Origin of the sequence: Streptomyces sp. NPDC057010, assembly GCF_042673805.1 — a bacterium.
Lineage (GTDB): Bacteria > Actinomycetota > Actinomycetes > Streptomycetales > Streptomycetaceae > Streptomyces.
The window spans coordinates 1-22,475 of sequence record NZ_JBHUSC010000079.1; the positions used below are offsets into that span (position 1 = coordinate 1).

Annotated in this window: 21 protein-coding genes; 9 read left to right on the forward strand and 12 right to left on the reverse strand. The window is 70.5% G+C overall.

Features of this window, described 5'->3' with window-relative positions; genetic code table 11:
* Window positions 1–93 precede the first annotated feature (93 nt).
* From ACFTXQ_RS34385 to ACFTXQ_RS34420, 8 genes are read right to left on the reverse strand one after another with little or no spacing between them, the layout of a single operon-like run.
* A complete protein-coding gene (locus ACFTXQ_RS34385; RefSeq protein ID WP_030009139.1) occupies window positions 94–438 on the reverse strand; it encodes a metal-sulfur cluster assembly factor in 345 nt (114 codons plus the stop codon).
* Window positions 435–896: a Fe-S cluster assembly sulfur transfer protein SufU gene (sufU, locus tag ACFTXQ_RS34390; protein WP_382648922.1), complete on the reverse strand. Its 462-nt coding sequence runs from the start codon at window positions 894–896 to the stop codon at window positions 435–437. Before sufU ends, ACFTXQ_RS34385 begins: the two co-directional genes overlap by 4 nt.
* A 22-nt stretch (window positions 897–918) precedes the next feature.
* Window positions 919–2,175, reverse strand: coding sequence for a cysteine desulfurase (locus ACFTXQ_RS34395; RefSeq protein ID WP_382648925.1), 1,257 nt, complete (start codon window positions 2,173–2,175; stop codon window positions 919–921).
* Window positions 2,172–2,936 (reverse strand): Fe-S cluster assembly ATPase SufC, encoded by a 765-nt coding sequence (sufC, locus tag ACFTXQ_RS34400; protein WP_053785807.1) that lies wholly within the window; start codon window positions 2,934–2,936, stop codon window positions 2,172–2,174. Before sufC ends, ACFTXQ_RS34395 begins: the two co-directional genes overlap by 4 nt.
* Before the next feature lie 7 nt (window positions 2,937–2,943).
* Window positions 2,944–3,261, reverse strand: a complete 318-nt coding sequence (locus tag ACFTXQ_RS34405) for a bifunctional 3-phenylpropionate/cinnamic acid dioxygenase ferredoxin subunit (RefSeq protein ID WP_042820167.1) — start codon at window positions 3,259–3,261, stop codon at window positions 2,944–2,946.
* Complete coding sequence (gene sufD / locus ACFTXQ_RS34410) at window positions 3,261–4,439, reverse strand: Fe-S cluster assembly protein SufD (RefSeq protein ID WP_382648928.1); 1,179 nt, start codon at window positions 4,437–4,439, stop codon at window positions 3,261–3,263. Before sufD ends, ACFTXQ_RS34405 begins: the two co-directional genes overlap by 1 nt.
* 58 nt (window positions 4,440–4,497) lie before the next feature.
* Complete coding sequence (gene sufB / locus ACFTXQ_RS34415; protein ID WP_007263439.1) at window positions 4,498–5,913, reverse strand: Fe-S cluster assembly protein SufB; 1,416 nt, start codon at window positions 5,911–5,913, stop codon at window positions 4,498–4,500.
* Window positions 5,910–6,671 (reverse strand): helix-turn-helix transcriptional regulator, encoded by a 762-nt coding sequence (locus ACFTXQ_RS34420; protein ID WP_382648931.1) that lies wholly within the window; start codon window positions 6,669–6,671, stop codon window positions 5,910–5,912. Before ACFTXQ_RS34420 ends, sufB begins: the two co-directional genes overlap by 4 nt.
* 400 nt (window positions 6,672–7,071) lie before the next feature.
* On the opposite strand from ACFTXQ_RS34420, the gene ACFTXQ_RS34425 reads away from it, so the two are divergent.
* From ACFTXQ_RS34425 to ACFTXQ_RS34440, 4 genes are all read left to right on the forward strand, one after another.
* Complete coding sequence (locus ACFTXQ_RS34425) at window positions 7,072–7,998, forward strand: ABC transporter ATP-binding protein (protein WP_382648934.1); 927 nt, start codon at window positions 7,072–7,074, stop codon at window positions 7,996–7,998.
* A complete protein-coding gene (locus ACFTXQ_RS34430) occupies window positions 7,995–8,762 on the forward strand; it encodes an ABC transporter permease (RefSeq protein WP_382648937.1) in 768 nt (255 codons plus the stop codon). Before ACFTXQ_RS34425 ends, ACFTXQ_RS34430 begins: the two co-directional genes overlap by 4 nt.
* 84 nt (window positions 8,763–8,846) lie before the next feature.
* The gene (locus ACFTXQ_RS34435; protein WP_382648940.1) at window positions 8,847–9,980 is read left to right on the forward strand and encodes a hypothetical protein; all 1,134 of its coding nucleotides are present in this window, start codon (window positions 8,847–8,849) and stop codon (window positions 9,978–9,980) included.
* 4 nt (window positions 9,981–9,984) lie between these two features.
* Window positions 9,985–10,974 (forward strand): heme A synthase, encoded by a 990-nt coding sequence (locus ACFTXQ_RS34440; RefSeq protein WP_382648942.1) that lies wholly within the window; start codon window positions 9,985–9,987, stop codon window positions 10,972–10,974.
* 32 nt (window positions 10,975–11,006) lie between these two features.
* Here the strand turns inward: ACFTXQ_RS34440 and ACFTXQ_RS34445 are convergent, their stop codons facing one another.
* The 3 genes from ACFTXQ_RS34445 to ACFTXQ_RS34455 form a co-directional block, all read right to left on the reverse strand.
* Window positions 11,007–12,095: an amidohydrolase family protein gene (locus tag ACFTXQ_RS34445; protein WP_382648945.1), complete on the reverse strand. Its 1,089-nt coding sequence runs from the start codon at window positions 12,093–12,095 to the stop codon at window positions 11,007–11,009.
* A gap of 106 nt (window positions 12,096–12,201) precedes the next feature.
* Window positions 12,202–12,546, reverse strand: coding sequence for a hypothetical protein (locus ACFTXQ_RS34450; RefSeq protein WP_382648948.1), 345 nt, complete (start codon window positions 12,544–12,546; stop codon window positions 12,202–12,204).
* Window positions 12,547–12,570: 24 nt separating this feature from the next.
* Window positions 12,571–13,518 carry a heme o synthase gene (locus tag ACFTXQ_RS34455; protein ID WP_382648963.1) on the reverse strand — a complete coding sequence of 316 codons (948 nt, stop codon included), beginning with the start codon at window positions 13,516–13,518 and terminating at the stop codon, window positions 12,571–12,573.
* Between the two features lie 294 nt (window positions 13,519–13,812).
* On the opposite strand from ACFTXQ_RS34455, the gene tkt reads away from it, so the two are divergent.
* The 5 genes from tkt to pgl all read left to right on the forward strand — a co-directional run bounded on the left by tkt (window position 13,813) and on the right by pgl (window position 20,631).
* The gene (tkt, locus tag ACFTXQ_RS34460; RefSeq protein WP_382648951.1) at window positions 13,813–15,900 is read left to right on the forward strand and encodes a transketolase; all 2,088 of its coding nucleotides are present in this window, start codon (window positions 13,813–13,815) and stop codon (window positions 15,898–15,900) included.
* Window positions 15,901–15,934: 34 nt separating this feature from the next.
* Entirely contained in the window at window positions 15,935–17,053 is a 1,119-nt protein-coding gene (gene tal / locus ACFTXQ_RS34465; protein ID WP_382648954.1) for a transaldolase, read from the forward strand.
* Between the two features lie 5 nt (window positions 17,054–17,058).
* Entirely contained in the window at window positions 17,059–18,585 is a 1,527-nt protein-coding gene (gene zwf / locus ACFTXQ_RS34470; protein ID WP_382648957.1) for a glucose-6-phosphate dehydrogenase, read from the forward strand.
* The gene (opcA, locus tag ACFTXQ_RS34475) at window positions 18,582–19,616 is read left to right on the forward strand and encodes a glucose-6-phosphate dehydrogenase assembly protein OpcA (RefSeq protein ID WP_382648960.1); all 1,035 of its coding nucleotides are present in this window, start codon (window positions 18,582–18,584) and stop codon (window positions 19,614–19,616) included. The genes zwf and opcA overlap by 4 nt, the downstream gene beginning before the upstream one ends.
* Window positions 19,617–19,848: 232 nt before the next feature.
* A complete protein-coding gene (gene pgl / locus ACFTXQ_RS34480) occupies window positions 19,849–20,631 on the forward strand; it encodes a 6-phosphogluconolactonase (protein ID WP_382648965.1) in 783 nt (260 codons plus the stop codon).
* A 73-nt stretch (window positions 20,632–20,704) separates the two neighbouring features.
* Here pgl and pgi read toward each other — a convergent pair whose 3' ends face one another.
* A complete protein-coding gene (pgi, locus tag ACFTXQ_RS34485) occupies window positions 20,705–22,360 on the reverse strand; it encodes a glucose-6-phosphate isomerase (protein ID WP_382648968.1) in 1,656 nt (551 codons plus the stop codon).
* Window positions 22,361–22,475 lie beyond the last annotated feature (115 nt).

Consider the following 22,475-nt stretch of genomic DNA (forward strand, 5'->3'; position numbering starts at 1 on the left):
GCCCCGCGTCGTGGGGGCGAACAGCAAACAGCACGGCCCCCCGTGCCGGGAGCACAGGGGGCCGTACAGATACGGCAGACCGGCGAGGACCGATCAGACGTTGAAGCCGAGCGCGCGCAGCTGCTCACGGCCGTCGTCCGTGATCTTGTCCGGGCCCCACGGGGGCATCCAGACCCAGTTGATGCGAAGTTCGCTGACGATGCCGTCCGTCGCCGACTTCGCCTGGTCCTCGATGACGTCCGTCAGCGGGCAGGCCGCCGAGGTCAGCGTCATGTCGAGGGTGGCGATGTTCGCGTCGTCGATGTGGATGCCGTAGATCAGGCCCAGGTTGACGACGTCGATGCCCAGCTCGGGGTCGACCACGTCGTAGAGGGCCTCGCGGACCTCTTCCTCGGTGGCCGGCTTGATCGACGCCTCGGGCGTCGCGTTCTCGGTCATGCCGTCTTCCTCTCCGCGTCGCCCAGTGCCTGGGCGGTCGCGTCCTTCCACGCCATCCAGCTCAGGAGAGCACACTTCACACGCGCCGGATACTTGGAGACGCCGACGAACGCGACCGCGTCCTCCAGCACCTCCTCCATCGCCTCGTCGGGTTCGATCTTGCCCTTGGACTGCATCATCTCCAGGAAGACAGCCTGGATCTTCCGCGCCTCGGCAAGGTCCTTGCCGACCAGCAGCTCGTTCAGCACGGACGCGCTGGCCTGGCTGATGGAGCAGCCCTGGCCCTCGTAGGAGACGTCGGTGAGCGTCTCGCCGTCGTACTTCACCCGCAGCGTGATCTCGTCGCCGCACGTCGGGTTGACGTGGTGCACCTCGGCATCGCCGTCGCGCAGGCCACGCCCGTGCGGGTGCTTGTAGTGGTCCAGGATCAGTTCCTGGTACATCGAATCCAGCTTCACTGCGTCCTCGTCGCCTCGTCCGTCAGCCGAAGAAGTTCCGTACGTGCTCCAGCCCCTCGACGAGTGCGTCGACATCGGCCGGAGAGGAGTACAGGTAGAAAGACGCTCGCGTCGTCGCCGGAATTCCGTAGCGCAGGCAGACGGGGCGCGCGCAGTGGTGTCCCACGCGGACCGCGATGCCCTGCTCGTCCAGCACCTGACCGACGTCGTGCGGGTGGATGTCGCCGAGTACGAAGGAGATCGCCGCGCCGCGGTCCTCGGCCGTGGTGGGGCCGATGATCCGCAGGTCGGGCACCTCGGAGAGGCGCTTGATCGCGTACTCGGTGATCGCGTGCTCGTGCGCGGCGATCTTGTCCATGCCGATCGCGGTCAGGTAGTCCACGGCCGCGCCGAGGCCGACGGCCTGGGCGATCGGGGGCGTACCCGCCTCGAACTTGTGGGGCGCCGGTGCGTAGGTCGAGGCGTGCATCGACACGGTCTCGATCATCTCGCCGCCGCCGAGGAACGGAGGCAGGTCCTCCAGGAGCTCCTGGCGGCCCCACAGGACGCCGATGCCGGTCGGGCCGCACATCTTGTGGCCGGTGAAGGCCACGAAGTCGGCGCCGAGCGCCTGCACGTCCAGCGGCATGTGCGGAGCGGCCTGGGAGGCATCGATCAGCACCAGGGCGCCGACGTCCTGGGCACGCCGGACGATCGCCTCGACCGGGTTGACCGTGCCCATGATGTTGGAGACCAGCGTGAAGGAGACGATCTTCGTCTTCTCCGTGATGACCTCTTCGATGTTGGACAGGTCGAGCCGGCCGTCGTCGGTGAGGCCGAACCACTTCAGCTTCGCGCCGGTGCGCTGCGCGAGCAGCTGCCACGGCACGATGTTGGAGTGGTGCTCCATCTCCGTGATGGCGATCTCGGTCTCGCGGTCGACCCGGTAGGGCTCGTCGGCCCAGCCGAGCATGTTCGCGACGAGGTTGAGCGACTCCGAGGCGTTCTTGGTGAAGATCACCTCGTCGCGGCTCGGTGCGTTGATGAAGGCGGCGACCTTGTCGCGAGCGCCCTCGTACAGCGCCGTGGCCTCCTCGGCGAGCACGTGCACGCCGCGGTGGACGTTGGCGTTGTGCTGCTCGTAGTACTCGTTCAGCGCGTCGAGCACCTGGCGCGGCTTCTGCGAAGTCGCCGCGTTGTCCAGGTAAACGATCTTCTTCCCGTCGTGGACCACACGATCCAGAAGGGGGAAGTCCTTGCGGATCGCCTCGGTGTCGAGGAGGCCAGGCAGCTGTGTCACGCGGTCGCGCCACCCTTCACGTACTTGTCGTAGCCCTCGGCCTCGAGCTGGTCGGCGAGCTCGGCGCCGCCGGACTCGGCGATGCGGCCGTTCGCGAACACGTGCACGAAGTCGGGCTTGATGTAGCGCAGGATGCGCGTGTAGTGGGTGATCAGCAGGGTGCCGACCTCACCGGTCTCGCGGACGCGGTTGACGCCCTCGGAGACGATGCGCAGGGCGTCGACGTCGAGGCCGGAGTCGGTCTCGTCGAGGATCGCGATCTTCGGCTTGAGGAGCTCCAGCTGGAGGATCTCATGGCGCTTCTTCTCACCGCCGGAGAAGCCCTCGTTCACGTTGCGCTCGGCGAAGGCCGGGTCCATCTGGAGCTGCTCCATCGCGGACTTGACCTCCTTCACCCAGGTGCGCAGCTTGGGGGCCTCGCCGCGGATGGCGGTGGCGGAGGTGCGCAGGAAGTTGGAGACCGAGACGCCGGGGACCTCGACCGGGTACTGCATGGCGAGGAAGACGCCGGCGCGGGCGCGCTCGTCGACGGACATCTCGAGGACGTCCTCGCCGTCGAGGGTCACCGTGCCGCCGGTGATCGTGTACTTCGGGTGACCGGCCAGCGAGTACGCCAGCGTGGACTTGCCGGAGCCGTTCGGACCCATGATGGCGTGCGTCTCACCCTGCTTGACGGTGAGGTCGACGCCCTTGAGGATCTCGCGGGCGCCGTTCTCGGCCTCGACGGAGACGTGCAGGTCGTGGATTTCAAGCGTTGCCATGGATACCTCAGGACTCCTGGGTGAGGGAGACGAGCACGTCGTCTCCTTCGATCTTTACGGGGTATACGGGGACGGGTCGCGTCGCGGGCAGACCGGAGGGCTTGCCGGTGCGCAGGTCGAAGGCCGACCCGTGCAGCCAGCACTCGATCATGCAGTCCTCGACCTCGCCCTCCGAGAGCGAGACGTTCGCGTGCGAGCAGATGTCGTTGATCGCGAACACCTCCCCCTCGGTGGAGACGATGGACACCGGCGTGCCGTCGAGCTCCACCCGCTTGGGGGTGTTCTCTTCGAGCTCGCTCAGCGCACAGGCCTTGACGTAGGTCATCAGACAGCCGCCGCCAGTTCGGCCTCGATCTTCGCGATCAGGCGCTCCTCGATGTCCGCGACACCGATCTGCTGGACGAGCTCGGCGAAGAAGCCGCGCACGACCAGGCGGCGGGCCTCGTCGGCCGGGATGCCGCGGGCCTGCAGGTAGAAGAGCTGCTCGTCGTCGAAGCGGCCGGTCGCGGAGGCGTGGCCGGCGCCTACGATCTCGCCGGTCTCGATCTCCAGGTTCGGCACCGAGTCGACCCGCGCGCCGTCCGTGAGGACGAGGTTGCGGTTCATCTCGTAGGTGTCGGTGCCCTCGGCGGTCTTCTCGATGAGCACGTCACCGATCCAGACGGCGTGGGCGTCCTGGCCCTGGAGCGCGCCCTTGTAGACCACGTTCGACTTGCAGTGCGGGGCGTCGTGCGTGACCAGGAGGCGGTGCTCCTGGTGCTGGCCGGCGTCCGTGAAGTACAGACCCAGCATCTCGGCCTCGCCGCCGGGGCCGGCGTAGCTGACGCGCGGGTGCAGGCGGACCAGGTCGCCGCCGAAGGTGACGACCACGGACTTGAAGCTCGCGTCGCGGCCGACGAGGGCGTTGTGCTGCGAGGTGTGGACAGCGGTGTCGTCCCAGTCCTGGACCGACACGAAGGTCACCTTGGCGCCGTCGCCGACGAGGATGTCGACGTTGGCGGCGCGCACGCCGTCACCGGTGTGGTCGATCACGATGATCGCCTCGGCGAACGGCTTGATGTCGAAGACGGTGTGACCGAAGGTCGTCCCGCCCTCGCCGTGCAGCGCGACGCGGATCGGCTCGGCGAGCACGGTCTCCTTGGGCACGGTGACGACCGTGGCCTTGGCGAACGAGGAGAAGGCCTGGGCGGAGACCCGGTCGACGGGCGTGCCGGCCTTGCCGATCCGCTCGTCGCCGCGCTCGACCGACTCGACCGTGACGCCCTCGGGGGCGTCGATCTGGGCCTTCATGGTTCCGTTGGCGACCGCGGTGCCGTCGTGCAGGCCCTTGAGGCGGGCGAGCGGCGTGAAGCGCCACTCCTCCTCGCGGCCGTTCGGGACCGGGAAGTCGGCCACGTCGAAGGACGGGGGCGCACTCATCCGGGTGGCGACGGTGGACTCGGCGGCCACCGCGATCGCGCCGGCGGTGGTGGAGCCCGCCGGAATGTTCTGAGCCTCAGCCATGGCTGTCGTCTTGCTCTCTTCCTACGTCTATGAATGTGCTGCGGGGCGGGGGCCGGGACTAACCGACCGAGCCCTCCATCTGCAGCTCGATCAGCCGGTTGAGCTCCAGCGCGTACTCCATCGGCAGCTCCTTCGCGATCGGCTCGACGAAGCCGCGCACGATCATGGCCATGGCCTCGAACTCGGTGAGGCCGCGCTGCATCAGGTAGAAGAGCTGGTCGTCGGAGACCTTGGAGACGGTGGCCTCGTGGCCCATCGTCACGTCGTCCTCGCGGACGTCCACGTAGGGGTACGTGTCCGAGCGGGAGATGGTGTCCACGAGCAGCGCGTCACACAGCACGTTGGACTTCGAACCCGCGGCGCCCTCGCCGATCTCGACCAGGCCTCGGTAGGAGGTGCGGCCGCCGCCTCGCGCCACCGACTTGGAGACGATGTTCGAGGAGGTGTTCGGCGCCATGTGGACCATCTTGGATCCGGCGTCCTGGTGCTGGCCCTCGCCCGCGAAGGCGATGGACAGGGTCTCGCCCTTGGCGTGCTCGCCCATCAGGTAGACGGCCGGGTACTTCATGGTGACCTTGGAACCGATGTTGCCGTCGATCCACTCCATGGTCGCGCCCTCGTACGCCACGGCGCGCTTGGTGACCAGGTTGTAGACGTTGTTCGACCAGTTCTGGATGGTCGTGTAGCGGCAGCGGCCGCCCTTCTTCACGATGATCTCGACGACGGCGCTGTGCAGCGAGTCCGAGGAGTAGATCGGGGCGGTACAGCCCTCGACGTAGTGGACGTAGGCGTCCTCGTCGACGATGATCAGCGTCCGCTCGAACTGGCCCATGTTCTCCGTGTTGATACGGAAGTAGGCCTGGAGCGGGATGTCCACGTGGACACCCTTGGGGACGTAGATGAACGAGCCGCCCGACCACACGGCGGTGTTCAGCGAGGCGAACTTGTTGTCACCGACCGGGATGACCGTGCCGAAGTACTCCTGGAAGAGCTCCGGGTGCTCCTTGAGCGCGGTGTCCGTGTCGAGGAAGATCACGCCCTGCTCCTCCAGGTCCTCGCGGATCTGGTGGTAGACGACCTCGGACTCGTACTGGGCCGCGACACCGGCGACGAGGCGCTGCTTCTCCGCCTCCGGGATGCCGAGCTTGTCGTAGGTGTTCTTGATGTCCTCGGGCAGTTCCTCCCAGGAAGCGGCCTGCTTCTCGGTGGAGCGCACGAAGTACTTGATGTTGTCGAAGTCGATGCCCGAGAGGTCGGAGCCCCACATCGGCATGGGCTTCTTGTCGAAGAGCTTGAGGCCCTTGAGGCGGAGGTTCAGCATCCACTCCGGCTCGGACTTCTTCGCCGAGATGTCGCGGACGACGTCCTCGGACAGACCCCGCTTGGCAGCGGCACCGGCCGCGTCGGAGTCGGCCCAGCCGTATTCATAGGTGCCCAGGCCATCGAGCTCAGGGTGAGCGGTCTCCGTGGTCATGCGGGGTTCCTCCCGGCCGTACTTGCAGATACTGATGTGTCGGTCTGTGTGGCGCTCGCGCTGCGCGGAATGAACGTCGTGCACACCCCGTCGCCGTGGGCGATCGTGGCGAGTCGCTGCACATGCGTCCCGAGCAGGCGGGAGAAGACCTCGGTCTCCGCCTCGCAGAGCTGCGGGAACTGCTCGGCGACGTGTGCGACCGGGCAGTGGTGCTGGCAGAGCTGTTCACCGCTGTGCGGACCGGGAGCGCTCTTCGCCGTAGCAGCGTACCCGTCGGCGGTCAACGCCTTGGCCAGGGCCTCCGTGCGGTCCGCCGGGGCGGCCGCCTCGACGGCCTCCCGGTAGCCGCGGGCCTGCGTTTCCATCCGCGACCGGGCGAATGCGGCGACCGCCGCCTCTCCCTGCTCGCCTCCGCCGACGGACTGCGCGATCCAGCGCAGGGCGTCCGCGGCGAGCGTGTCGTAGGACTGGTCGAAGGCGTCCCGGCCACAGTCGGTCAGCGCGAAGACCTTGGCGGGCCGACCTCGGGTCCGCGCCCCGTACACGCGCTGCTCACGGGCTTCGACCACGTCGTCGGCGACGAGCGTGTCGAGGTGGCGGCGGACGGCGGCCTGGGTGAGGCCGAGGCGCTGGGCGAGGTCGGCGACGGTGGACGGGCCGTGGTCCAGGATCGAGCGCGCCACGCGGTTGCGGGTTGACCGCTCCCCGGTGGCGAGCTCCCCCTGGGGGGCCTCGTTCTGCCGTTCGCCGTATTTCACAACGCCATTGTTGCGTAATTAATCGCGCCCCGACAAGCCGTGACGGACGCCACCCACGGTGGCCTCTATCACTAAGGGTTACCTAATTTATCCACGCAGAGTTATCCGGAGGGGAACGCTCCGCACTCGCGCCGGGCGCCTTCGGTGAACCCGTAAAACGCTCCCACCAGCAAACCTCCGCCCACCGCGTTTCTGGACGCGGCGAACAACGGGTTCCGGAAAAGATCACCGAAACCGGCCGCCCCGTCCAGGACCATCGGATCGAAAAGAGCCGTATTTCCGACGCGGCGTTCGAATCCGTGAGAACCGAGCGTGACACGAAAGGGCCCGACCGAGCCCATCCCGGCCCCTTCACCCCGGGATCCGTGAGCCCTCCACGGGCTCCGTAGACTCAACCCCCATGAGCAACGACCCCGCCGTGGAGATCCGCGGACTGGTGAAGCGGTACGGCGCCAAGACCGCGGTGGACGGCCTGGACCTCACCGTACGGAGGGCCTCCGTCACCGCGGTCCTCGGTCCCAACGGCGCGGGCAAGACGACCACGGTGGAGACCTGCGAGGGCTACCACCGCCCCGACGCCGGCACCGTCCGCGTCCTCGGCCTCGACCCCGTCGCCCAGGCCGGGGCGCTGCGCCCGCGCGTCGGGGTGATGCTCCAGTCCGGCGGCGTCTACTCCGGCGCCCGCGCCGTCGAGATGCTGCGCCACATGGCCAGGCTCTACGCCGACCCGCTCGACGTCGACGCCCTGGTGGAACGCCTCGGCCTCGGCGGCTGCGGCCGCACCGTCTACCGCCGGCTCTCCGGCGGCCAGCAGCAGCGCCTGGCCCTGGCCATGGCCGTGGTCGGCCGCCCCGAGCTGGTCTTCCTGGACGAGCCCACCGCCGGTCTGGACCCGCAGGCCCGCCGCGCGACCTGGGACCTCGTACGGGAACTGCGCGCCGACGGGGTCACCGTCGTCCTCACCACCCACCACATGGACGAGGCCGAGCAGCTCGCGGACGAGGTCGCCATCGTGGACGCGGGCAGGGTCATCGTCCACGGCAGCCCCGAGCAGCTGTGCCGGGGCGGCGCGGAGAACACCCTGCGGTTCACCGGCCGCCCCTCCCTCGACCTGGCCTCGCTGCTGAAGGCGCTCCCCGACGGCACCCGGGCCGCGGAGCTCACCCCGGGCGTCTACCGGGTCACCGGCGACGTGCACCCGCAGTTGCTGGCCACCGTCGCCTCCTGGTGCGCCCAGCACGGGGTGATGCCGGACAGCCTCACGGTGGAGCGGCACACCCTCGAAGACGTGTTCCTGGAACTGACCGGTAAGGAGCTGCGCGCATGAGCGCCGGCACGTTCACCCCCAGCCCGGGAGCGGCCCCCGTCTCCCGCATGATCCTCGCGCAGACGGCCCTGGAGACCAGGATGCTGCTGCGCAACGGGGAGCAGCTGCTGCTGACCGTGATCATCCCGGCCCTGCTGCTGACCCTCTTCTCCGCGGTCGACATCGTCGACACGGGGGCGGAGAAGTCCGTGGACTTCCTGGCCCCCGGCGTCCTCGCGCTCGCCGTGATGTCCACCGCCTTCACCGGCCAGGCCATCGCCACCGGCTTCGACCGCCGCTACGGGGTCCTCAAGCGGCTCGGGGCCTCCCCACTGCCGCGCTGGGCGCTGATGGCCGCCAAGACCCTGTCCGTGCTGGTCACCGAGGTGCTCCAGGTCGCCCTGCTGACGGTGATCGCCTTCGCGCTGGGCTGGACCCCGCACGGGAACCCCCTCTCCGTGGCCGCGCTGCTGCTGCTCGGCACCGCCGCGTTCTCCGGGCTGGGGCTGCTGATGGCGGGCACCCTCAAGGCCGAGATGACCCTGGCCGCCGCGAACCTGGTCTTCCTGCTGCTGCTGGTCGGCGGCGGGGTGATCGTGCCGCTGGAGAAGTTCCCGGACGCGGTGCGCTCCGCGCTGGAGCTGCTGCCGATCTCGGCCCTGTCCGACGGCCTGCGCGAGGTCCTCCAGCACGGGGCCGCGCTGCCCTGGGGCGACGCGGCCGTGCTCGCGATGTGGTCCGTACTGGGGCTGGGCGCCGCGGCGCGCCTGTTCCGCTGGGAGTGAATCCCTTCCGCTGGGATCGGCTCTCCCGCGACTATGGACGCCTTGACCCATGGGGTGCGCGGACCACGAAGCCGGGGGGCGGGCATGGCGCAGCGAGAGGCCGTTCTGCGGCTGGACGAACAGTGGGCACGGGTGCGCGCGGGGGCCGCGCACGCGGAGCCTGAGGACCGTGAGCGGCTGCTCGACGAGCTGATCGGCGCCCTGCGCGGCCACCCGGGCGACCCGGAGTGCACCGCCCGGCTGGGTCTGCGCCTCGCCGACCGCGCCGCCCTGCGCTTCGCCGAGGGGGACCGTGCGAGCGCCCTCGCCACCATCGAGGAGGGGCTGCGCAGCTCCGAGCGCGCGGCCGCCTACTCCCCCGAGTTCGCCCGCTGGTACGCCCGCGGGCTGATCAACCACGGGGTGTGGCTGTCCTGGCCGCTGAGCGACGGGGACCGGCTGCCGAGGTATCCCCTGGGCCCGGCCGGCAGTGAGGGGCCCAGTGCCATGGAGCGGGCCGCCGGCGAGCGCGCCCGCGACCTGACGCGCACCGCGGTCGGGGTGTGGGCGGGGCTGGACCAGCACGATCCGGTCAACCGCAGGGGCCTGGCCCAGGCCAAGGTGTTCCTCGGCGACCGCCTCGCGGAGCTGGGTTTCGCCGAGGAGGCGGTGGCCTGGGCGGTGGACGCCGAGTCGGACTTCCGGCAGCTGCTGCTCGCGGACCCCGGCGCCGAGGCCTCCGAGGAGGCCGAGGAGGCCCTCGACCACATCGGCCACCAGCTGGAACTGCGCCTGCGCTTCCTGGCCTTCGACTCCCTGGTGAGCCTGCGCACCCAGGGGCTGCTGCCCGAACGGCTGCTGCCCCAGGCCGTGGTGGCCGCCCGCGTCCAGGGCGTGACGGAGCCCGGGATCGCCGCCCGGCTGCACCTGGGCGCCGAGCAGGTGCGCACGATGCTGGAGGTGACCCCCTGGCTCGCGGTGTGGCGCGTCGAGGTGCGCGGCCCCGACGGGCTGTGGACCGTACAGGACCATCCGTGGCACAGCGCGACAGAGGTGAGGAACCGGACGGCGGAGGACGTAGGGGCCGAATTGGTACGGGGGTTCACGGGCTCGGCGCAGTACCCCGGCGCCGGCGGCCACTGGCGGATCCACCTGTGGTGGCACGCGGAGGGCGACCCGGCCGGGGCCAGGTTCCGCCTCGTCTCCGGCCCCGACGCACCAGCGGGCACCCCCTCGTGAAACTTTGCACAAGGCGGCGCCTACGATAGGGGCCGTGTTGAACCCATTCGCATACATCGCCGACCGCTGGACGCCCTCACCCCGGACCGTCCGGCGGGCCGCGTCCGCCGCACTCCTGATGAGCGTGGCCATCATCGTCACCGGTGGCGCGGTGCGGCTGACCGGATCCGGTCTCGGCTGCGACACCTGGCCCAAGTGCACCGACGACAGCCTCGTCGTGACGCAGGCCCAGGGCTTCCACGGGGCCATCGAGTTCGGCAACCGGATGCTGACCTACGTGCTCTGCGCGGCAGTCGGCTGGTTCATCCTCGCGGCCCGCTCGGCCACGCCGTGGCGGCGCTCGCTGACGAAGCTCGGCTGGCTCCAGTTCGCGCTCGTGATGGGCAATGCGGTCCTCGGCGGCATCACCGTCCTGACCGGGCTCAACCCGTACAGCGTCGCCGGGCACTTCCTGCTCGCCACCGCCCTGATCGCGGTCACCACCGTCTCCTGGCAGCGCACCCGTGAGGGCGACGACGATCCGCGGCCGCGCGTGCCCGGCCCGGTGCGCAAGCTGTCCTGGGCCCTGATCGCCACCACCCTGGTGCTGATCGCGGCGGGCACGGTCGTGACCGGCTCCGGCCCGCACGCCGGTGACAAGAGCGAGATCAAGCGGATGCCGTTCGACTGGGCGGCCACCGCCCACGTGCACGCCGTCTCCGCCTGGCTGGTCTGCGCGCTCGCCCTCGCGATGTGGCTGGTGCTGCGGGTGGTGGACGCCCCCGCCGACACCCGGGCCCGCGCCCGCGACCTGCTGATCGTGCTGCTCGTCCAGGGCGCCATCGGCTACGTGCAGTTCTTCACCCAGCTGCCCGAGGTGCTCGTCGCCACCCACATGCTCGGCTCCTGCCTCGTGTGGATCTCGGTGCTCCGCCTCGCGCTGAGCCTGCGCGAGCGGCCGGCCGGGCAGGTGGACATCCCGGTCCAGGGCGACGCCCAGCTCTCCGCCGTCTAGACGCCCGGCTCCCCGCCTCCGGGGGCCCGGCGTCACGCCCGCTCGTCCAGCCGGTAGACGCGGCGGGCATTGCCCGCCGCGACCATGGCGGCGACCCGGTCCGCGTCCCGCCAGGTCCAGGACCCCTCGGCGACCCAGCCGCCCAGCACGCCGCCCAGCGCCCGGCGGAACACCAGGGCGCCCACCGCGTGCAGTTCGGGCAGCCGCCGGCCGCCGCTGGAGAACAGCAGCTTCCCGAACGGCGCGAGCTCCAGCGACTCGGCCAGGACCGCCTCGGCCCGCGCCCCCGTCGGCCCGAGGGCCGCGCCGGCGTCGGCGTACACGTGCGGGAAGGCCGCGGCCAGCCGCGCCGTGTGCCGGTGGTACGGGTACCCGCCGAGCAGGACCAGCCGCGTACCCCGGCCCGCGGTGGCGCGTACGAAATCCGTCAGCGGGGCCGGATCGCCCTCGCCGGTGTGCAGCTGGAGCGGCAGCCCGGACGCCACCGCGCTCCACACCAGGTGCCGCAGGAGTACGGGGTCCGCGACGGCCCCGCCCCGGGTCCGCCGGGCCAGCCACCGCCCGGCCGCACCGCCCACCTCGCCCGGACCGGGCGGCTCGGGGGCGAGGGCGGCGGCGGCTCCCGCGGGCGCGCCGCAGGTGAAGGCGGTGGCCCCGGTGGCGGCGTGGTGCACGGCTTCGGCGAGGTTGGCGAGGAAGGCGGGCACCGTCCCGGAGGTGTCGGCGGCCTGCTCGGCCAGTAATTCCAGCCGGACCGTCTCGAAGGCCTCGGCGTCGGCGGCCAGCGCCAGCTCCTTGGGCCCGGCGAGGTCCCCGGGCACGCCCGTGTCGACCAGGTAGGCGCCGACCCCGGAGCCCCGCAGGAGCCGACGCGCAGACTCGGCCGCGCCCAGCTCGCGCCGCCGGGCCAGATAGCGGGCGGGGGCGGCGTGCGGCTCCAGCCCGAGCAGCGGCGGGCACCAGCGGCGCACCGCGAACCCGGTCTGGGTGTCGAAGAAGGTGGTGCCCGGGGCGGGCGGGCCGGCCGAGCGGATCAGCTGGGCCTCGAAGGTGCCCAGGCCCAGCTCCGTACGGAGGAATCCGTGGCAGTACTGGTCCACCAGGGGCGGCGTTTCGATCATCCGGGCATCCCGTTGCGGACGTGGGAAGGGGCTTCCACACGTCCTAACGGGTGAGCGGGGTGTGAGGTGTTGCTCGCGCTGTTGACCGAGCAACCACCTGGGGGCCTCAGGCCGGCGGGTTCCCGGCGCCGCCCAGCTGGATGCCCGCCATCCGCGACCACTCGTACGGACCGGTCCGCACGCGCGCGGCGAACTCCCCGTCGAACTCCTCGTGGAGGGTCAGGCCGGCCTTCTCGGCGGCCCGCTGCGCCACGGCGAAGGTCGGGGCCACCAGGTCGCCCCAGCCGCCGTCCGTGCCGACGAGCACGATGCGGGTGCCGGCCTGGCCGATGTGGGCGAGCTGGCCCTCGGCGCCGCCGTGCTGCCTGGCGAACGCGCCGATCTGCTTGGCCAGCTTCGCGGCCTTCCGGTCCTGCTTCTTGTCTGCGGTGTCCGCGGTGGTGTCTGCCATGGACGGCATGCTACCGGTGAGTAATCAACGGAGGAAGGGATCCACGGCCACGGCCACGAAGAGCAGCGACACGTAGGTGATCGACCAGTGGAACAGCCGCATCTCCTTGAGCTTCGCGCCCGTCACCCCCGCCTTGGCCCGCGCGTGCAGCGCGTGCGCCTCCCACAGCCACCAGCCGCCCGACAGCAGCGCGACCGCCGTGTAGAACCAGCCGGTGTACCCCAGCGGGGTCAGCAGCAGCGAGACCGCCACCATCACCCAGCTGTAGAGGACGATCTGACGGGCCACGGCCTTGTTCCCGGCCACGACCGGCAGCATCGGCACGCCGACACGCGCGTAGTCCTCCTTCACCTTCATCGACAGCGGCCAGTAGTGCGGCGGCGTCCAGAAGAAGATGACGAGGAAGAGGATGACCGCGGCCCAGGAGACCTCGTTCTTGACGGCGGACCAGCCGATGAGCACCGGCATGCAGCCCGCGATGCCGCCCCAGACGATGTTCTGGGCGGTGCGCCGCTTCAGCAGCATCGTGTAGACCACGACGTAGAAGAGGAGCGCGCCGAGCGCGAGGGCGGCCGACAGCCAGTTGATCAGCAGGCCGAAGAAGAGGGTGGAGACCACGCCGAGCGTGATGCCGAAGACCAGGCACTCGCGCGGGCTCACCATGCCGGTCACCAGAGGGCGCTGCGAGGTCCGGTCCATCAACGCGTCGATGTCGCGGTCGATGTACATGTTCAGCGCGTTGGCGCCGCCCGCGGACAGGTAGCCGCCGAAGCAGGTGGCGAGGACCAGCCACAGCGAGGGCACGCCCTGCTCGGCGAGGAACATCACCGGCACTGTGGTGATCAGCAGAAGTTCGATGATCCGAGGCTTGGTCAAAGCCACGAAAGCCATGGCCCGGGCCCCGAACGGCCGGTGACCGGGGCTCGTCCCGAGCACCGCCGCTGGACGGGATTCGACGGCCGTCACGCACACCCCTGACAGAGAATCCAGCAAGCTCCGACTCAGGCCCCACAAGGAATGAAGGCCCGCTAAAGGCTTGCACGTACCACGCCACTCTAGACGTTGCGCTTACGTCGCCCCGCGCGGGGGTCGCTTCGTGTTGGGCCGATCGGACCGGGGGCGGGCAGGTGAACACCGGCTGCCGACGCGGTGACGGACTGTGGGCACTCGAATAGCTGCACGCCGTTGCGGGGGTAGGCTCGGAATCGCGCCGGTGCACCGTTCGTCACCGGGTAACAGACATGTGGAGAGGAGCCCTGACCCACGGTGAGCACCAAGCCGACCACCACAGAGCTCGAGTGGACCGAACTGGACCAGCGGGCCGTCGACACCGCCCGCATCCTGGCCGCTGACGCGGTCCAGAAGGTCGGAAACGGCCACCCCGGTACGGCGATGAGCCTGGCCCCCGCCGCGTACACCCTCTTCCAGAAGGTGATGCGGCACGACCCGGCGGACCACGAGTGGGTGGGCCGCGACCGCTTCGTGCTCTCCGCGGGGCACTCGTCCCTCACCCTTTACACCCAGCTGTACCTCGGCGGCTTCGGCCTGGAGCTGGACGACCTCAAGGCGTTCCGCACCTGGGGCTCCAAGACCCCCGGCCACCCCGAGTACGGCCACACGGCCGCGGTCGAGACCACCACCGGCCCGCTGGGCCAGGGCATCGCCAACGCGGTGGGCATGGCCATGGCCGCCCGCTACGAGCGCGGCCTGTTCGACCCGGAGGCCGCCCCGGGCGCCTCCCCGTTCGACCACATGGTCTACGCGATCGCGGGCGACGGCTGCCTCCAGGAGGGCATCTCCCACGAGGCGTCCGCGCTGGCCGGCCACCAGAAGCTGGGCAACCTCGTCCTCCTCTGGGACGACAACCACATCTCCATCGAGGGTGACACGGAGACCGCCGTCTCCGAGGACACCCTGAAGCGCTACGAGGCGTACGGCTGGCACGTCCAGCGCGTCGAGCAGCAGGAGAACGGCGACCTCGACCCGAAGGCCCTGTTCGCCGCCCTCCAGGCCGCCAAGGCCGAGACGGAGCGCCCCTCCTTCATCGCCGCCCGCTCGATCATCGCCTGGCCGGCCCCGCACGCCCAGGGCACCGAGGCCTCGCACGGCTCGGCGCTCGGCGACGACGAGGTCGCGGCCACCAAGCGCGTCCTCGGCTTCGACCCGGAGCAGACCTTCGAGGTCTCCGACGAGGTCATCGCGCACACCCGCGCCCTCGGCGACCGCGGCCGCGAGGCCCGCGCCGCATGGGAGAAGGACTTCTCCGCCTGGCGCACCGCCAACCCGGAGCGCGCCGCCGAGTTCGACCGCGTCAACTCCAACGAGCTGCCCGCGGGCTGGGAGGACGAGCTCCCCGTCTTCGAGGCCGGCAAGGGCGTCGCCACCCGCGCCGCCTCCGGCAAGGTGCTCCAGGCGCTCGGCGCCGTCATCCCGGAGCTGTGGGGCGGCTCGGCCGACCTGGCCGGCTCCAACAACACCACCATCGACAAGAACTCCTCGTTCCTGCCGAAGGGCAACCCGCTGCCGGAGGCCGACCCGTACGGCCGCACCATCCACTTCGGCATCCGCGAGCACGCCATGGCCGCCGCCATGAACGGCATCGCGCTGCACGGCCACACCCGCATCTACGGCGGCACCTTCCTGGTGTTCTCCGACTACATGCGCAACGCCGTCCGCCTGTCCGCGCTGATGCACCTTCCGGTGACGTACGTGTGGACGCACGACTCCATCGGCCTCGGCGAGGACGGCCCGACCCACCAGCCGGTCGAGCACCTGGCCTCGCTGCGCGCCATCCCGGGCCTGAACGTGGTCCGTCCGGCCGACGCGAACGAGACCGCCGTCGCCTGGCGCGAGATCCTCAAGCGCCACACCAAGGTGTTCGGCAAGGGCGCCCCGCACGGTCTGGCGCTCACCCGCCAGGGCGTCCCGACGTACGAGCGCAACGAGAACGCCGCCAAGGGCGGTTACGTGCTGTTCGAGGCGGAAGGCGGCGACGCGCAGGTCGTCCTCATCGGCACCGGCTCCGAGGTGCAGCTCGCCGTGGCCGCCCGCGAGGCGCTGCAGGCCGAGGGCATCCCGGCCCGCGTGGTGTCGATGCCGTCCGTCGAGTGGTTCGAGGAGCAGGACCAGGCGTACAAGGACAGCGTCCTGCCGCCCTCCGTCAAGGCGCGAGTCGCGGTCGAGGCCGGCATCGGCCTGACCTGGCACCGTTACGTCGGCGACGCGGGCCGGATCGTGTCGCTGGAGCACTTCGGTGCCTCCGCCGACGCGAAGGTGCTGTTCCGCGAGTTCGGCTTCACCGCCGAGGCCGTGACCGCAGCCGCCAAGGACTCTCTGTCCGCCGCCGCCCGCTGACGCCGGTACAAGACCAGTAGGAGATGCAATTCCCATGACAGACGCACTCAAGCGCCTCTCCGACGAGGGCGTGGCGATCTGGCTGGACGACCTGTCCCGCAAGCGCATCACGTCGGGCAACCTGGCGGAGCTCATCGACCAGTCGCACGTGGTCGGTGTCACCACCAACCCGGCGATCTTCCAGAAGGCGATCAGCGGCGGCGAGGGCTACGAGCAGCAGCTCACCGACCTCGCGACCCGCAAGGTCACCGTGGAAGAGGCCCTGCGCATGATCACCACGGCGGACGTCCGCGACGCCGCCGACATCCTGCGCCCGGTCTACGACCGCACCGACGGCCAGGACGGCCGCGTGTCGATCGAGGTCGACCCCCGTCTGGCCCACGACACCGCGGCGACCGTCGCCGAGGCCAAGCAGCTGGCCTGGCTGGTGGACCGCCCGAACACGCTCATCAAGATCCCGGCGACCAAGGCCGGCCTGCCGGCGATCACCGAGGTCATCGGCAAGGGCATCAGCGTCAACGTCACGCTGATCTTCTCGCTGGAGCGCTACCGCGAGGTCATGGACGCGTACCTGGCGGGTCTGGAGAAGGCCAAGGCCGCCGGCCTGGACCTCTCCCTGATCCACTCGGTCGCCTCCTTCTTCGTGTCCCGCGTGGACACCGAGATCGACAAGCGCCTGGACTCCGTCGGCACCGACGAGGCGAAGGCCCTCAAGGGCAAGGCGGCGCTCGCCAACGCCCGTCTGGCCTACGAGGCGTACGAGGAGGTCTTCGCCTCGGACCGCTGGACCGCCCTGGAGCGCGTCGGCGCCAACAAGCAGCGTGCGCTGTGGGCCTCGACGGGCGTCAAGGACCCGGCGTACAAGGACACCCTGTACGTGGACGACCTGGTCGCCCCGAACACGGTGAACACCATGCCGGAGGCCACCCTGGAGGCCACCGCGGACCACGGGCAGATCACGGGTGACACCGTGCGCGGCACCTACGAGCAGGCCCGCGCCGAGCTCGACGCGGTCGCGAAGCTGGGCATCTCGTACGACGATGTGGTGCAGCTGCTCGAAGACGAGGGCGTCGAGAAGTTCGAGGCGTCCTGGAACGACCTGCTGAAGTCGACCGAGGCGGAGCTCGAGCGCCTCGCCCCCACGGAGGCCTGAACACCTTGTCTGTAAACGGAGCGAACCCGCTTCGTGACGCACAGGACCGGCGGCTCCCGCGCATCGCGGGGCCGTCCGGCCTGGTCATTTTCGGCGTTACGGGTGACCTGTCGCGCAAGAAGCTGATGCCTGCCGTCTACGACCTGGCCAACCGCGGTCTGCTCCCGCCGGGCTTCTCGCTCATCGGGTTCGCCCGCCGCGAGTGGGAGCACGAGGACTTCGCGCAGGAGGTGTACGAGGCCGTCAAGGAGCACTCGCGCACGCCCTTCCGCGAGGAGGTCTGGCAGCAGCTGGTGCAGGGCTGCCGGTTCGTGCAGGGCAACTTCGACGACGACGCCGCCTTCGAGACCCTGAAGGCGACGATCGAGGAGCTGGACAAGGCGCAGGGCACCGGCGGCAACTTCGCCTTCTACCTGTCCGTCCCCCCGAAGTTCTTCCCCAAGGTGGTCCAGCAGCTCAAGGACCACGGTCTGGCGCAGAAGGAGGGCTCCTGGCGGCGTGCCGTCATCGAGAAGCCCTTCGGCCACGACCTGAAGAGCGCCGAGGAGCTCAACAAGGTCGTCCACGAGGTCTTCCCGCGGGACGAGGTCTTCCGGATCGACCACTACCTCGGCAAGGAGACCGTCCAGAACATCCTGGCGCTCCGCTTCGCCAACACCATGTTCGAGCCGATCTGGAACCGGTCGTACGTCGACCACGTGCAGATCACCATGGCCGAGGACATCGGCATCGGCGGCCGGGCGGGCTACTACGACGGCATCGGCGCGGCCCGTGACGTCATCCAGAACCACCTGCTCCAGCTGCTGGCGCTGACCGCGATGGAGGAGCCCGGCTCCTTCCACCCCAAGGCGCTGGTGGCCGAGAAGCTGAAGGTCCTGACGGCCGTGCAGCTGCCGGAGGACCTGGGCAAGCACACCGTGCGCGGCCAGTACGCGGCGGCGTGGCAGGGCGGCGAGAAGGTCGTCGGGTACCTCGAAGAGGACGGCATCGACCCCAAGTCGAAGACCGACACCTACGCGGCCATCCGCCTGGAGATCAACAACCGCCGCTGGGCGGGCGTCCCCTTCTACCTGCGGACGGGCAAGCGCCTGGGCCGCCGGGTGACGGAGATCGCGGTGGTCTTCAAGCGGGCCCCGTACCTGCCGTTCGAGTCGGGCGCGACCGAGGAGCTGGGGCAGAACGCCCTGGTCATCCGGGTCCAGCCGGACGAGGGCGTGACGGTGCGCTTCGGCTCCAAGGTTCCGGGCACCTCCATGGAGGTCCGGGACGTCACGATGGACTTCGCCTACGGCGAGTCCTTCACGGAGTCGAGCCCGGAGGCCTACGAGCGGCTCATCCTCGACGTCCTCCTCGGCGACGCGAACCTCTTCCCGCGCCACCAGGAGGTCGAGCTGTCCTGGAACATCCTCGACCCGATCGAGGAGTACTGGGACAAGCACGGCAAGCCCGCGCAGTACCCGGCGGGCACCTGGGGGCCGGTCGAGGCGGACGAGATGCTCGCACGAGACGGACGGAGCTGGCGCCGGCCATGAAGATCGACCTCACGGAGACCAACTCCAGCAAGATCAATGCCGCGATGGTGCAGGCACGCCGGGACATCGGCACGCCGGCCATCGGCATGGTCCTCACGCTGGTGATCGTGACCGACGAGGAGAACGCGTACGACGCGCTCAAGTCGGCGAACGACGCGTCCCACGAACACCCCTCGCGGATCGTCGTCGTCATCAAGCGGGTCAGCCGCTCGCCGCGCAGCCGCCGTGACGCCCGTCTCGACGCGGAAGTCCGCGTCGGGGCGGACGCCGGCACCGGCGAAACGGTTGTGCTCCGCCTTCACGGCGAACTGGTCGACCACGCCCAGTCGGTGGTTCTCCCGCTCCTGCTGCCGGACGCCCCGGTGGTCGTCTGGTGGCCCGAGGGTGCTCCGTCGGACCTGGCGGGTGACCCGCTGGGTGCGCTCGGGCAGCGCCGGATCACGGACACGTACTCCTGCGAGGAGCCGATCGGGGCACTCGCGGCGCGGGCTTCGTCCTACGCCCCCGGGGACACGGACCTGTCCTGGACCCGGATCACCCCGTGGCGCTCGATGCTGGCGGCCGCGCTGGACCAGCAGGCCCTGAAGGTCACCTCCGCGACCGTGGAGGGCGAGGGCGACAACCCGAGCTGCGAACTGCTGGCCATGTGGCTGGCGGACCGGCTCGGCGTGCCGGTCCGGCGCACGCTGTCGGCGGGCCCGGGTCTGACGGCCGTACGGCTGGAGACCAAGGACGGCTCGATCGTCCTGGACCGGGCGGACGGGTCCCTGGCCACGCTGTGCATGCCGGGGCAGCCGGACCGTGCGGTGGCGCTGAAGCGGCGCGACACGGCCGAGCTCCTGGCGGAGGAACTCCGCCGCCTGGACCCGGACAACACGTACGAGTCCTCGCTGAAGTTCGGCGTGTCCCGCCTGGAGCCGCCCGCCGCCCAGGCGGCAGCCCCGGCCGCGGCCAAGCCCGACGCCGAGGAGTCCGCCCCGGCGACCCCGAAGCCGGCCCCCAAGCCGGCCAAGAAGGCCGCGACCAAGTAACGGACCGCTGCGCGGGGCCTCCCCCACCCCGCCCCTTCCCGAAACCGGGGGCTCCGCCCCCGGACCCCCGCGCCTCAAACGCCGGCGAGGCTACAGATAGCCCCTCCGGCGTTTGAGGAGCGGGGTCTGGGGCGGAGCCCCAGGGAACGGTGGAAGGGCGGGTAGGGGACCGGCTCCGCGCAGCGGCACCGCACGCGCACCCGAACTACCGACAAGGCGGCAGCACATGGGTATGACGACTCCCCAGGTCGTCGTCCACCGGGACAAGGAGCTGATGGCCCAGGCCGCAGCGGCCCGGCTCATCACGAAGATCGTGGACGCACAGACGGCCCGCGGCACCGCATCCGTGGTCCTCACCGGCGGCCGCAACGGCAACGGCCTCCTCGCCGCGCTCGCCGCAGCCCCGGCCCGGGACGCCGTCGACTGGGCCCGGCTGGACCTGTGGTGGGGCGACGAGCGGTACGTCCCCGCCGACGACCCCGAGCGCAACCACACCCAGGCCCGCGCGGCCCTCCTGGACGCCGTGCCCGTGGACCCGGCCAGGGTCCACGTCATGCCGGCCTCGGACGGCCCGTACGGGCCCGACGTGGACGCGGCGGCGGCCTCGTACGCCGCCGAGCTCGCGCGGGCGGCCGGCCCGGAGGACCACGGCCCGGTCCCCCGCTTCGACGTGCTGATGCTGGGCGTGGGCCCGGACACCCACGTGGCCTCCCTGTTCCCGGAGCACCCCGCGGCGCGCGAGACCGAGCGTACGGTCGTCGGCGTGCACGGCGCCCCGAAGCCCCCGCCGACCCGGATCTCGCTGACCCTCCCGGCCATCCGGGCGGCCCGTGAGGTCTGGCTGCTGGCCGCGGGCGAGGACAAGGCCGGCGCGGTCTCCATCGCCCTCGGCGGCGCGGGCGGGGTCCAGGCCCCGGCCGCGGAGGCCTACGGCCGCTCCCGCACCCTGTGGCTCCTGGACCGCACGGCGGCGGCCAAACTCCCCGCCGGGATGTACCCGCCCGCCTCCGCCTAGTACGGACGGAAACGGCCGAGCGCCCCGCACCTCGAAGGTGCGGGGCGCTCTGCCGTCCGTACGCGAACAGGCCTCAGCTACGGCCGCGCAGCTTCCGGTACGTGGCCACCAGGGCCTTCGTGGAGGCGTCCAGGCCCGGTACCTCCGCGCCCTGCGTCAGCGCCGGCTCCACCCGCTTGGCGAGGACCTTGCCGAGCTCCACGCCCCACTGGTCGAAGGAGTCGATGTTCCACACCGCGCCCTGGACGAACACCTTGTGCTCGTACAGCGCGATCAGCTGGCCCAGCACGCCCGGGGTGAGCTCGCCGGCCAGGATGGTGGTCGTCGGGTGGTTGCCCTGGAAGGTCTTGTGCGGGACCAGCGGCTCCGGGGTGCCCTCCGCCCGCACCTCCTGCGCCGTCTTGCCGAAGGCCAGCGCCTGCGTCTGCGCGAAGAAGTTCGCCATCAGCAGGTCGTGCTGCGCCGCCAGGGCGGTGCCGAGCTCCGCCACCGGGTGCGCGAAGCCGATGAAATCGGCGGGGATCACCTTCGTGCCCTGGTGGATCAGCTGGTAGTAGGCGTGCTGCCCGTTGGTGCCGGGCGTGCCCCACACCACCGGGCCGGTCTGCCATTCGACCGGATTGCCCTCGCGGTCCACGGACTTGCCGTTGGACTCCATCTCCAGCTGCTGCAAGTAGGCCGTGAAGCGCGAGAGGTAGTGGCTGTACGGGAGCACCGCGTGCGACTGGGCGTCGAAGAACGCCCCGTACCAGATGCCCAACAGGCCCAGCAGCAGCGGGGCGTTCTCCTCGGGCGGCGCCGTGCGGAAGTGCCGGTCCATGGCGTGGAAGCCGGCGAGCAGCTCGCGGAAGGAGTCCGGACCGATCGCGATCATCAGGGAGAGCCCGATGGCCGAGTCGAAGGAGTAGCGTCCGCCGACCCAGTCCCAGAACTCGAACATGTTGGCCGGATCGATGCCGAATCCGGTGACCTTCTCGGCGTTGGTGGACAGCGCGACGAAGTGCCGTGCCACCGCCGCCTGGTCGCCGCCCAGCCCGGCCAGCAGCCACTCCCGGGCCGATTCGGCGTTGGTGATGGTCTCGATGGTGGTGAACGTCTTGGAGGCGATGATGAACAGCGTCTCGGCCGGGTCGAGGTCCCGTACGGCCTCGTGCAGGTCGGCGCCGTCCACGTTGGACACGAAGCGCACGGTCAGCGTGCGGTCGGTGAAGGCGCGCAGGGCCTCGTACGCCATCGCCGGACCGAGGTCGGAGCCGCCGATGCCGATGTTGACGACGTTCCTGATGCGCTGTCCGGTGAAGCCGGTCCACGCCCCCGACCTGACCTGGTCGGAGAAGGCCGCCATCTTGTCGAGGACCGCGTGCACGCCGGGGACGACGTTCTCGCCGTCCACTTCGACGACGGCGTCCTTCGGCGCGCGCAGGGCGGTGTGCAGGACCGCCCGGTCCTCGGTGGTGTTGATCTTCTCACCGCGGAACATCGCCTCGCGGAGCTCGGCCACGCCGGTCGCCGCGGCCAGTTCGCGCAGCAGCGTCAGCGTCTCGTCGGTCACGAGGTGCTTCGAGTAGTCGATGTGCAGGTCCCCGACCCGCAGTGTGTAGTCGGTCCCGCGGCCGGGATTCTCCTCGAACAGCTCCCGCAGATGCGTCTGCCCGAATTCCTCCCGGTGCTTGCCGAGTGCCAGCCACTCCGCGGTCCGGTTGAGCTTCGTACGGCTGTCTGCGTTCATCTCGGACATCAACCCGTTTCTTCCGTCCTGTCGTGCCCCGCCGATCTCCAACTTAAGGGATCGGAAGCGACAGAACCCACACAAAGAGGCCCGGTCGCACAGGAGAGGACTCCTT